Origin of the sequence: Microcoleus sp. Pol12B3 (assembly GCF_036701355.1) — a bacterium.
Lineage (GTDB): Bacteria > Cyanobacteriota > Cyanobacteriia > Cyanobacteriales > Microcoleaceae > Microcoleus.
Genome location: NZ_JAUBQS010000104.1, coordinates 1 through 11,523 on the forward strand (window position 1 = coordinate 1; position 11,523 = coordinate 11,523).

General features: G+C 45.2%; 14 protein-coding genes. 10 read left to right on the top strand and 4 right to left on the bottom strand.

Features of this window, described 5'->3' with window-relative positions; all coding sequences use genetic code 11:
* Positions 1-243 precede the first annotated feature (243 nt).
* From QUA53_RS27635 to QUA53_RS27660, 7 genes are all read left to right on the top strand, one after another.
* Entirely contained in the window at positions 244-456 is a 213-nt protein-coding gene (locus QUA53_RS27635) for a hypothetical protein (RefSeq protein ID WP_333100967.1), read from the top strand.
* Positions 453-1,583 (top strand): tetratricopeptide repeat-containing protein, encoded by a 1,131-nt coding sequence (locus tag QUA53_RS27640; protein WP_333100968.1) that lies wholly within the window; start codon positions 453-455, stop codon positions 1,581-1,583. Before QUA53_RS27635 ends, QUA53_RS27640 begins: the two co-directional genes overlap by 4 nt.
* Positions 1,584-1,774: 191 nt before the next feature.
* Positions 1,775-2,392, top strand: a complete 618-nt coding sequence (locus QUA53_RS27645) for a hypothetical protein (RefSeq protein ID WP_333100969.1) — start codon at positions 1,775-1,777, stop codon at positions 2,390-2,392.
* 30 nt (positions 2,393-2,422) lie between these two features.
* Positions 2,423-2,731, top strand: a complete 309-nt coding sequence (locus QUA53_RS29400; protein ID WP_445304994.1) for a CHAT domain-containing protein — start codon at positions 2,423-2,425, stop codon at positions 2,729-2,731.
* A complete protein-coding gene (locus QUA53_RS27650; RefSeq protein WP_333100970.1) occupies positions 2,686-3,162 on the top strand; it encodes a CHAT domain-containing protein in 477 nt (158 codons plus the stop codon). The genes QUA53_RS29400 and QUA53_RS27650 overlap by 46 nt, the downstream gene beginning before the upstream one ends.
* 266 nt (positions 3,163-3,428) lie before the next feature.
* Positions 3,429-3,764, top strand: coding sequence for a hypothetical protein (locus tag QUA53_RS27655; protein ID WP_333100971.1), 336 nt, complete (start codon positions 3,429-3,431; stop codon positions 3,762-3,764).
* Positions 3,751-5,220, top strand: coding sequence for a hypothetical protein (locus QUA53_RS27660; RefSeq protein WP_333100973.1), 1,470 nt, complete (start codon positions 3,751-3,753; stop codon positions 5,218-5,220). The genes QUA53_RS27655 and QUA53_RS27660 overlap by 14 nt, the downstream gene beginning before the upstream one ends.
* A 116-nt stretch (positions 5,221-5,336) precedes the next feature.
* Here the strand turns inward: QUA53_RS27660 and thiL are convergent, their stop codons facing one another.
* From thiL to QUA53_RS27675, 3 genes are all read right to left on the bottom strand, one after another.
* Positions 5,337-6,332, bottom strand: a complete 996-nt coding sequence (gene thiL, locus QUA53_RS27665; protein ID WP_333100975.1) for a thiamine-phosphate kinase — start codon at positions 6,330-6,332, stop codon at positions 5,337-5,339.
* Positions 6,333-6,364: 32 nt separating this feature from the next.
* Positions 6,365-6,679, bottom strand: coding sequence for a hypothetical protein (locus QUA53_RS27670; protein WP_333067685.1), 315 nt, complete (start codon positions 6,677-6,679; stop codon positions 6,365-6,367).
* A gap of 240 nt (positions 6,680-6,919) precedes the next feature.
* Positions 6,920-8,044, bottom strand: coding sequence for a peptidylprolyl isomerase (locus QUA53_RS27675; protein WP_333100976.1), 1,125 nt, complete (start codon positions 8,042-8,044; stop codon positions 6,920-6,922).
* Positions 8,045-8,475: 431 nt separating this feature from the next.
* Here QUA53_RS27675 and efp point away from each other — a divergent pair, with 431 nt between their 5' ends.
* The 3 genes from efp to QUA53_RS27690 all read left to right on the top strand — a co-directional run bounded on the left by efp (position 8,476) and on the right by QUA53_RS27690 (position 10,193).
* Positions 8,476-9,033, top strand: a complete 558-nt coding sequence (gene efp / locus QUA53_RS27680) for an elongation factor P (RefSeq protein ID WP_333100978.1) — start codon at positions 8,476-8,478, stop codon at positions 9,031-9,033.
* A 179-nt stretch (positions 9,034-9,212) separates the two neighbouring features.
* Positions 9,213-9,770, top strand: a complete 558-nt coding sequence (gene accB, locus QUA53_RS27685) for an acetyl-CoA carboxylase biotin carboxyl carrier protein (RefSeq protein WP_333100979.1) — start codon at positions 9,213-9,215, stop codon at positions 9,768-9,770.
* Positions 9,771-9,800: 30 nt separating this feature from the next.
* Entirely contained in the window at positions 9,801-10,193 is a 393-nt protein-coding gene (locus tag QUA53_RS27690) for an ArsR/SmtB family transcription factor (RefSeq protein ID WP_006631662.1), read from the top strand.
* 108 nt (positions 10,194-10,301) lie between these two features.
* Here the strand turns inward: QUA53_RS27690 and QUA53_RS27695 are convergent, their stop codons facing one another.
* A complete protein-coding gene (locus tag QUA53_RS27695; RefSeq protein ID WP_333100981.1) occupies positions 10,302-11,072 on the bottom strand; it encodes a GerMN domain-containing protein in 771 nt (256 codons plus the stop codon).
* Positions 11,073-11,523: the final 451 nt, after the last annotated feature.

An 11,523-nucleotide genomic window follows, 5' to 3' on the forward strand; every position in this document is an offset into this window, starting at 1 on the left:
ACGGAAAAACTTTGGGGTTCCAACTTTTCACAACTGATAAAAAAATTCCACCCACATCTGCGGAATGTGGGTTGGAAAACGGTCGATCGCTCCCTAGCACCTTTTGCCATAATTAGGCTAAAATAAATTAACTCTAATTATTAGTTTGTCATAGGATTAATTGTGTAGGGGCGGGTTCGCCAACCATCTCTAATGAGTACCAACAATTGAAATAAACCCGCCCCCTCCCAACGACAAATTCCCGTGAAGCGAAGCTATCCCGTAGGGAATCGCACTTTCGGAAAAACCGGAAAACGACCGATCGCATTTGTAGGAAAATTGGAAACAAGCGATCGAATTTCTTCGGTGGGGTGGGGGCGGGTTTATCTGGATTGTTTGTGGGTATTAAAGATGGTTGGCGAACCCGCCCCTACAGCAATTATGCCAACGCTATTAACTATTAACTATAACCTATGAATGAAAACGGCGATCGAGTTCACTCCGAAGGTGAAGATTCCCAAGAAGAATATGCAAACTTTATCGGAGAATTATTGCAAGCAGAACTAGATAGCGATAGCGATAATAAAGTAATTTACCCGATACTAAAACAACGGCAACATCTCCTCAATGCCCGTTTTGCCGAGACTTTACAGCAAGTAGCCGAGAATTTAAGAGCCGACCAAAATCCAGAAACAATTGAGTTAATTGTCGCCTTCATTGAAAAGTTGAGTATTCATATTAAAAACTTTCCCCTTGGCAGTAGATCGAATAATATTGAAATTGCGATTACTGGTTATCAAATAGTTTTAAACAATCGGCAACCGGGAAGCGAAATGTTTGCTCAAACTCAAAATAACCTAGCCCTTGCCTACAGTGACAGGATAAACGGTTCCCGGGCCGAAAATCTGGAATGGGCGATCAAGTTGTATCAGGCTGCTTTAACTGTTCGTACCCTTGAGGATTTCCGTGAAGATTGGGCAATGACTCAAAATAACCTAGCTACTGCCTACAGTGACAGGATAAACGGTTCGCGGGCAGAAAATCTGGAACGGGCGATCGAGTTTTATGAGGCTGCTTTAACGGTTCGTACCATTGAGGATTTCCCTGAAGATTGGGCAATGACTCAAAATAACCTAGCAGTTGCCTACAGAAACAGAATAAACGGTTCGCGGGCAGAAAATCTGGAACGGGCGATCGAGTTTTATGAGGCTGCTTTAACTGTCTATACCCTTGAGGATTTCCGTGAAGATTGGGCAATGACTCAAAATAACCTAGCTGCTGCCTACAGTGACAAGATAAACGGTTCGCGGGCAGAAAATCTGGAACGGGCGATCGAGTTTTATGAGGCTGCTTTAACTGTTCGTACCCTTGAGGATTTCCCGTTCAAGAATGTAGGAACCTTAAATAACCTGGGCTGGGCTTATCTGGCAAAACTAGACTACATCAACCAAGAAAAACCAGAAGACACAAACCAAAAAGCAGCAACTCTCCAAAGTGCCTACGATACCTTTAAAAATGCCATAGCCGGGGCCGCCCAACTGCGGAAGTTGGAATCGCAAAATGAAACCAAGCAAAAACACGACTTGCAGTGGGATCATTGGTAACAAGTTAAGCTAAGAAAGCATTTGTCAATCAGCAATTATGCTCAACATTTACTCGGATTTTGGGCATAAAACTGAGATTTGGGCGATCGAGGAATCCTGCCGAGGGTGATATTTATACCTACTCCCTCTCAAATCGTGAATTTTCCACTCCTCAAAAAGCAGTTTTTTTGAGTAATATTACTGATTGACAAATGCAATTAAGTTTTAACTTGTCACCAATGCAGTGGGATAGACTCTACAAAGGCATGGTGCAAGTATGTCTCGATCGCCAAAGCAACCAAGAAGCACTAGAATATGCCGAAGCCAACAAAGCCCGCAACCTTGCAGAAGTAATCGCCCAGAAACAGGAAATCCCCAAAACCCTAGCACCCATCACCTTCAGCGAAATCACCCAACTCCTCACCCCAAACACCGCCCTCATTGAGTGGTACATCACCAACGAAGAAATCATCACCTTTGTCCTCACATACCCCGACGTGCTGACAGTGCACCGCCACCGTCAATGGGATGAATTAACCGATTTAGTTGCTGAATACCGGCAAGCCTACAAACAAAGCAAAACCGACTGGCAAAAACAACTTGCTACCTATCTCCAGCGCCTCGCAGACATCCTCGAAATCACCACAATTCTGCCGCCATCAAGTACGCGCTTAATCCTAATTCCCCACTGGTTACTGCACCTGTTCCCCCTCCACGCCCTACCCCTAAGTGACGGCGAATTCTTATTAGATAGATTCCTCGAAGGCATTCAATACGCCCCCAGTTGCCAACTCCTGCAACAGATTACCATCCACCCAAATTTTGACTAACTCCTCGCCCTGCAAAACCCCACCTCGGATCTGAATTACACCGATTTAGAAGTTACCAGCATCGCCCCCAAATTCGCGATCCGTCAAATTCTCCCTGGCAATGAAGCGAGTAAAAGAAATCTCCTAGAAAAGTATCTAGATCGGTTAGAAAACGCCCACTGCGCGCACTTTTCCTGTCACGGCTCCTTCAATCCCGACGATCCGCTAAAATCGTTTTTGATTTTGTCTGGGGATATCATCTCCGGAGATTCCCCGTCGAGGGGGGCACCGAGGAGAATGAATCAGATTGCTACGTGGAATGGCGGGAAGGCAAAACCGCCGATATTAACAATTGTCTAACATTAGCAGACATCTTGCTATTGCAATTCAAACATTGCCGCCTAGTCGTGCTTTCCGCCTGCGAAACCGCGCTCATTGACACCAACAATCGCTCCGATTATATTGGATTGCCGACAGGATTTATCCACGCCGGAGCAATGGGAACCCTAGCCAGTCTTTGGGCTGTCAACGACCTCTCCACCGCCTTGATAATGGTAAAATTCTATGAATTGCTACAACATGGAGTTAGCATCGGTAAAGCCCTCCACGATACCCAGCGCTGGTTTAAATCGGCCAAAACCCCAGATTTGCTAACATGGGTAAAGGAATCCGATAGTTTTGATGCCGATCGGAAAAAACCCATATTCAAGGAATTAAAAGGCTACAATGATGATGAACAACCCTACGGCGATGTTTATCATTGGGCAGCGTTTTGTGCCATAGGGTTATAATCTGAACGTGCAAATGTTGTAGGGGCGGGTTCACCAACCATCTCCGATGAAAACCAGAGATTTCATAAACCCGCCCCTGCCTAGGATATAACCTACAATCTATCTCTACAATAGGATCGTAATCGGAATTTTTAGGTGGGTGGGGCGCGTTTTTACAATCCATCGCTGGGTACCAAATATTTCGGCGAACCCGCCCCTACAGCAGTTGGAATTATCATACAATCATCAATCAACAGGCCAGAATTCAACCAAAGTGAGGTAAATTTATGAATGAAGTCGATATTTTGTCCCAAATATACAACGCCATTACCACCGCGCCCACAATTCTTACTCCCGCTTTTATCGAACAATTACTCACCCAAATCCTGCCCTTGGCAGAATCTGGTGCTGATAACGATACTGTAGAAGAGGCTATTAATGCACTCTATAGACAGTTTAGAGAGGTGAGAGATAAAATTAAAAGTCTGATCATAAAAAATCTCGATGATGCCGAAGCAAAAGTCACCCCCGGTTATGAAACACTCATCAATACATATCCCGATATCAAAAAACTAGAAGCAAGGTTGAAAAAACGCATTGACAAAGCAAATGCTAAAAATTGACCATCCCCAAATCTACATTTACAGCTACCAACTCAGCCGCGAGAGCAAAACCGAAGTCAAATCTGTCTGGACTTGGGCTAATAATATCTGGCAACATTTCAGCCACGAAAAAGAGCTAATCTTTTCCCAAGCTAACCTCGGTAATCCCCTCACTCAAGCCCAGAATTTCTCGCATTCAAATAAAATTGATGGTTCCTTCAAGTTTTGCCATCTGGATGATGATAGCGAAGGTATTTTAGCAAGAATTGGCAGCCCAGAAACGGATGAAAATAAAGATATAGATATCGCAGCATTAAAAGATTTTAATGTTAATAATCTCATGCTTGCTGAGAGTTATGAAGATTGGCTGGGACAGACTATTTTTATTACCTACAAATTACCAACCTATCAACCTCGCACTAAAAAATACCTCCGCCAAGTTGCGGATGAATGTTTAAACAATCTGTTCCCCGAAGCATCTGTGCGTCCACCTTTTTGCCGCGATACTGAGTTACTGGGTTTGCCAATTTTTGAGTACAGTTCGCTCAAAAGTCAAGTACAAGTCTTTGTTTATCTGGTTGACGATGAGATTGAGGAAAAATTAGAGCAAATTGTTCAACCTTTATTTGAACTGTTTTATTATCGCCATAAAATCACTACAGCTTTTCTGGATAGTCGCAAAATTTATGATTTACTCAAGGGACTATATGCAATAATTGAGGGGATAATCGCTAGCTTAGAAACAAAAATCCCTGAGTTTGAATCGAACAATGATGTTGCTTCCCAGGAAAAGATTAATAAAGATGAGTCTTTAACCTCTCTGAAAAGCATACTCAAACAGTTACTTCAAGACAGTTTGGATTATCAAAGAGGATTAGAATTTTTAGAAAATTCAAATAATACAATAAATATTCATGATTATAATTATCAGGAAAAGCTGGATCAAATCTGTGATACATGGCAAGCCTCAACCGAAGATTTAACAACATTCAAGTTTTTTATTGATAGAAATACTCGGTATTTTCAAAGACAAATTCAGGGTGATTTAGGATATTTCAAACATGGCACTGATTTGATTAAGATTGCGGTGGATTTGGTGGCGGGGATTGTAGATATTGAACAAGCAGAAATCGATCGCTCCCTAGAAAGAACCATTCAAATACTCGGTACTGGATTAGGGGCTGGAGGCATTGTGGTGTCTGCGGTTGCGAATTATGTAGAGAGAGACATAGTGTTCAGAATACCTCAAAATGGCGATCGCATTCATCCGGCTGTAGCTAGTCTGTTGTGGAGTCTCTTGGCGGTAATCGTGGTTTCTGGATTGGTGGGCTGGATTAATGGTGCGTGGAAAATCAATAAGTACAGATGGTTTGGGCGTAAGTCTGAACCTCCGAGATTCCCCGATTCCCAAAGTCCACCAGTTAATGATATGTTACAGGAAGCGGCGGAAGTGCGATCGCCCACTGAACAAGAATAAAACTCAACCATTACCGTTAATGATATGTTACAGGAAGCGGAAGAAAGACTCGGCGGTTGAAACCGCGTCTATACAAACGATGTCCGCCGGACGCCGACTAAGAGATAAGAGAGAATTTAGAAGTGTTGAAATCCTCGATCGAGCTTTAATAGAGCATTAGGATAAATACCGCTGCTATCAGTTAACCAGATATCGGTGCTATCCGTAGCGGTTCCCACAATCGCGGCTCCATTTCCTATTTTTTCTACCAATAACTCAGCATTTGCGATCGGCAAAAACAGCACTAACTCGAAGTCTTCACCCCCGTACAAGGCCCAGTCTAAAGCTGTCTCGGTGGATACAATTTCGCTGAAAATATCGGGAATTGGTAGTTTTGTGCGATCGACTTTTGCGCCAACACCGCTAGCCTGACAAATTTGAATAATCGCATCAGCTAAACCGTCGCTGCTGTCCATTCCGGCGATGGAAAACTCACCCGCAGAATCTAAAATCTCCCAAACAACCGGCAAAACATCCAGCCTCGGTTTAGGGCGCTGGTGAGCGAGAATTAAAGAAGCTCGATCGACCTTTTCCAGATTTTGCCCGAATTCTGGATTTAACAGCAATTCTAATCCCGCGCGGGAGGCTCCGTGAACACCCGTGGCGACAATCGCCCAATCCGATCGCGCATTTGACCGACTAATGGTACGATCGCACTCAACTTGTCCGAAAGCCGTAATCGCCACAGTCACCACGGGCGATCGCACAACATCGCCACCGACGATCGGCGTATGATATTCTTGCAAGCAAGCCGTCATCCCCCGATAAAACTCTTCTACCCACTCCACAGCCGTATCCCCTGCCACAGCGAGGGCTACAGTCACCGCCAGAGGCTTTGCTCCCATAGCCGCGAGATCCGACAAATTCGCTGCTGTGGCGCGCCATCCTGCGTAATAAGGCCCCGTAGTGCGATCGCTGAAATGCACTCCATCCACCAACATATCGGTAGTGATAGCGAGAGATTTGTTGGGAGTTGTAGCCATGACAGCGCAATCATCACCCACTATCTCTGCAGGACAGAATTTTTGCAATATTCTTAAAAGGCCTTGTTCACCGATATCTTTAACTTGCATAAATTTGAATTAGTCGATCGCACTTTCTCACTTCACCATTCCTTACCCGAACTCGGTGGCAAGCGCAACCTAGGAAACCTATAAAAAGTATCCCCTTCATCATCTACCTCTAACACCGCCGAAAAAATCTTCACTTGCCGAGTTAAATACTGCTGAGCAACTTCTGCCTCAACCCTAGCATTAGCTGCCAGTTGAATCAACGAAATTTGACTGTTTTGAGTTTCCAACAACTCATAAAAAGCCTCATCCAACCGCTGTTTTTGCTTGCTCTCATTCACACTTTTGACAATCAGCAATCCTGTGAATCCGCCCAAACCTATTACCAATAAAAATTGTAAAATAGCCATATTCTAGACTTAATTCCTAATTTCAATAACGAAACTATAAAAATTATCTCTTTTTCGAGCCCGCTGAGGCGAAATTTATCTGTGCAGAAGCGATTTCAATCTCTTTCACCACCATCTAGAAACGATTTAAATCGCAGTCACTCTTGATTTTTTAGCCCGCACAGGCGGGCTTTGTTGGTGTAAAAGCGATTTCAATCGCCGTCACTTTTGACAAGCAGCGATTTCAATCGCCGTCATTAATTAAACTTGAGGTCGCACCAAATTTTCGATTCCTTTAACTACCTTAGCAGATACAATCTTGTCTCCCTGCTTCAGTTGCTCCAAAACTTCTTTTCCTTCAATCATGTAACCAAAAACAGCATAGCGGCCGTCCAACAAATTCAGACCTGCGGGCGTGAGTTCAGGTTCAAACAAGAAAAAGAAAAACTGAGAAGAAGCGCTATCAGGGTCAGTTTCTGTACGGGCCATGGCCACAGTACCAAAAGCAGAAAAAGGCAAAACAGGTTCGTCGCGATAACGTCCCGCATCTTCTAGAGTAATCCCGTAAATAGGTTCTTTTTCGTCCCTGACGAGCACTTCTAGCGGCACATTCCGGTATTTGCCAGTAGCTGGGTCAATAAAACCGACTTCCTTGCCTTCGGGGTCTCCGGTTTGCAAAACGTAGGATTCTTCCGATCGAATAAACGGCAAACCGTCATAAAAACCTCGATCGACCAAATCCACAAAATTACCAGCCGTAACCGGGGCGCTGTAGCCGTCAACCACAACAGTAATTTCCCCTTTTTCAGTTTGTACAGCCACAGTAGCGCGCCCTTTTAGTTGAGGCAGATTAGCATACTTGGCAGGCACTTCAAACGGAAACTTTGTCACCATCAATTCTTCGATTTCGCCTACCGAACCTAAGATTGTGGCTTTCAAGTCAATCACTTTGTCCCTGTCTTTAGCCTCAACAGCCTTTTCCAGTTGAGCAACTTTCTCCTTGACTCCTGCAACTAGCGCCTCAGCTTCCGGCTTTTTGCCATCGGGAATACTCTCTAAAAGGTCAGATTCCCGAAGGTTGAGAATCCTGGAAGCCTTGCTGACATCACTGCTAATGGGCCCCCAACGTTTAGACCGTATGTGGTTGCCAATGTCTTCGAGACTAATTTGCAACTCCCGCACAGTCTGATTGTCAATAGGTAAAGCGAAGCGCAGCAGCGCCCGGCCGTCCGTAATCGCATTACCCGCAGGCATACTGCTGCTGGGGCGTTTGGCATGGGAAACTGAACTGAAACTCAGGGAGAGAGTGAACAGCAAGAACGCTAAAGCGACGGTTTTGCCCCAGCGCTTGCACGTATCGATCGAGAAATTAGGCCAATGCAACATAACTTTAACTTTTATTGCCTCTCTTATCTTCCCACAGCGCTGCCCGCCCTCTAAGCTGCTACCCATCTAAAGTGTCTGTTGGTTTGGCTGGGGAGGATTTGCCCACTAACAACAGTCAACAGTCAACTGACAACAGCCCACTGCCCACTGCCATTAACATTTCAGTAAAGCACTTGCTCCCTTTGAACGGTAAAATAAAATGCCAATTGCTTTTTTGATGCCGTCAGCTAAACTGCAGCTTTAACCTGACCCGCTCAAAAACGGATACAATCCCCAGACTCCTGTCGTGGAGAGATCAAAATTTTAGACCAAGGTTCAATCTCCCAAATTCATCTGTGGAGTAAATCTAAAATCTAAAATCTAAAATCTAAAATCGACTGACTGTAGTTCCCCCGTGCCCCAAGGCGACGGGATTGCCCGCAAAAATTTATATGATCTCTAGTAACGACTTTCGACCAGGTGTTTCAATTGAATGGAATAACGGCGTGTGGCGGGTTATCGAATTCCTCCACGTCAAGCCAGGAAAAGGCTCGGCTTTCGTGCGGACAAAATTAAAAAACGTCCAAACCGGAAACGTAGTAGAACAAACCTTCCGGGCGGGCGAGACTTTGCCTCAAGCCAACCTGGAAAAGAGCGTGATGCAACATACCTATAAAGAGGGCGACGAGTTTGTCTTTATGGATATGGAAACTTACGAGGAAAGCCGCCTCAATGCTAAGCAAATAGGCGATCGTGTCAAGTACCTCAATGAAGGTATGGAAGTCAATATCCTTCGCTGGAACGACCAAATCCTGGAAGTGGAACTGCCCAACTCTGTCGTCTTGGAAGTGACACAAACCGATCCTGGAGTCAAAGGAGATACTGCCACTGGTGGCAGCAAACCCGCCATCCTCTCCACTGGCGCTCAGATTATGGTGCCTCTATTTATTTCCATTGGAGAACGGATTCGGATTGATACTCGTGAAGACAAGTACCTCGGCCGAGAGTAGAAACGAGGGAGGAAAAGGGAGTTTTTAGTTCTGAGTTATGAGTTAAAGAAGTCAAAATTCAACACTCATCGCTCACAGCTTAAAAACTGGCCCTTTTGCCTCCAAACTCGCTGAATTATCCTAGCTTCGCCTGAACCAGAATTTTCAATTTTCAATTCTTAATTACCCTTGAATCTGCTGTGCAACTAGACTTAAACCAGCTTTGCGAACTGCTAACTGTATTAGACAAAACTGGCATTTCGGAACTGACCTTAAAAAGTGGAGAGATTGAACTGACAGTACGCAAAGGCATTCTGACAAGTTCACCAGCAACCGCTGCTGCGCTCCCTGCTGCCGTGCCTACAGTCGCTCCCATCGCGTTGGGTGCTGTTGCTAGCCCCACCTTAGCGTCACCTCCTGCTGTCCACCAAAATTTAGGAGCCGAGTCTGCTGAGACCCCGGTCACCGCCCCTGTCGCTGTACCTGCTGCCGTACCTGCTTCTGTCGATACGAAATGGGTGCCCATTATCTCGCCCATGGTAGGAACATTTTATCGCGCTGCTGCTCCCGACGAGCCACCTTTTGTCAATGTGGGCGATCGCATCAAGGTCAATCAGACAGTCTGTATTATCGAAGCGATGAAGCTGATGAACGAGATCGATGCGGATGAAGTCTCCGGTCAAGTGATGGAAATTTTAGTTCAAAATGGCGAACCTGTCGAATACGGTCAAGTGTTGATGCGAATTAATCCGGATTGAAGGATTACTTTATTGTTATGGACAGAATAAATGCTAATATTTCCCGATCACTTCTCTCCGGTGAGTTTGATGAAGTCATCCCAGCCTGTCCCGCAAGAGGTCGTACAACAAGTTGCTGAGTATTTCAGTATTTTGAGCGAACCCATGCGTTTACGAATTTTGAACTTGCTTCGCGACGGCGAAAAATGCGTGCAAGAATTGGTGGAAGCTACTCAAACGAGTCAAGCCAATGTTTCTAAGCACCTAAAACTCATGCTCCAAGCTGGTATCCTCACTCGCCGGAGTGAAGGGACTTCAGCTTATTATAAGGTGCAGGACGAGTTAATTTTTGAGCTGTGTAATATGGTGTGCGATCGGCTTGCTAGCAGGATCGAACAGCAAGCCCTACACTTTCGGGCATTTAGCCTAACTACGAAGCACTAAAAATTAGTTGCCAGTTCTCAGTCCTCAGTCATGAGTCATCAGTTATCAATTCCTACGATCGGCCTTCAGACCGATGACTAATGGCTTGTAACTAATGACTCATAATTGCTAAAGGGGAAAATTTTTGTCAAAACTTTGGCGGGTACTCGGCTGAGCCACCTCCAAACCTTCGCCGCCTAAAAGTTCTAAAGGCTTCCCTTCCACCGAAATCCAAACCTTGGTATTCGGTTGTAAACTCGTAGCGGTATAGATAACTTGCCCTAACCGGCCAGTCATCGAATTGCTCCCTCCCCCCGAAGTAAATTCGGCTGACAAATCGACATAAACTCCGTCATTCTTAACACTTAAACCCCTGAGTTTTGTCCCCTTAGGAATTTCGCTAGAAACAGTTCCATCCTTCGGCCCCGCCAACAAACTATTAAAAGCAGCTTGTAAAGCTGCATCAGGCTTGTCAGCTTGTTTGACCGCTACTTTCGTAGGAACTCCCTCAAATTTACCGCTGGCATCTTTAACCCAGTAGACTTGCACTGTCTGGACATCCGTCTGCGGCAAAGGCTTTGGCTGCGGCGACTTTGGGACTAGAGCCTGCGGAGTCTGAGCTTGCGGCGTCTGAACCTGCGGCGTCTGAACCTGTGGCGTCTGAACCTGTGGCACTTGTACAGGATTTGGAGGGGGTACCGGGATAACTACAGCAGGAGATTCCGCAGGGCTTGGGGACAGCGACGGAGCGGTAGTTTGAGCAGAAGACTGCGTAACTGCAGGGGTTGGCGAACGGTTCGCGGTCCACCAGGCAATGCCCCCTCCTGCCAGTAAAGCCAACCCGCAAACACCAGCAATGACGGGTGTGGAGACGCGGCGTACTTCTTGTCCATCTTTCATAATACAAATTCTCCTTACAGATAGAGCGCTTGGGACGGTGAGGAGCGACTCCCGATCAGCTACATTTGTCTATGGTTAGATTCTGGAATTGACACAATTGCATTGCTGCTAGCAAACACTTTATAGCAAGCCCAACATATCCTGAATCCGACTATTGGAATCCTAGACCATAATATAAGATTTCGCCCGTGGAGTATGTCACAGTATCTCGATCGGCCTAGTGGCTATGTTCTATAGTAATCATAAAAAACTAAAGAATAAAGGAAGAAAAAATAAGTAAAAAGGAAGAAGGAAAGCAACGAATGGATGTAACGGAGGTAAGGGGGTAAGGGATTTAAGGGATTTAAGGGATTTAACGGATAGAAGCAGGTCTCTAAAAATATTTTGCCCAAACAAAAAGCGCCCCTATTACTAGGAGCGCTTTTTGTTAATCGATAGCTAAAACTTAGCC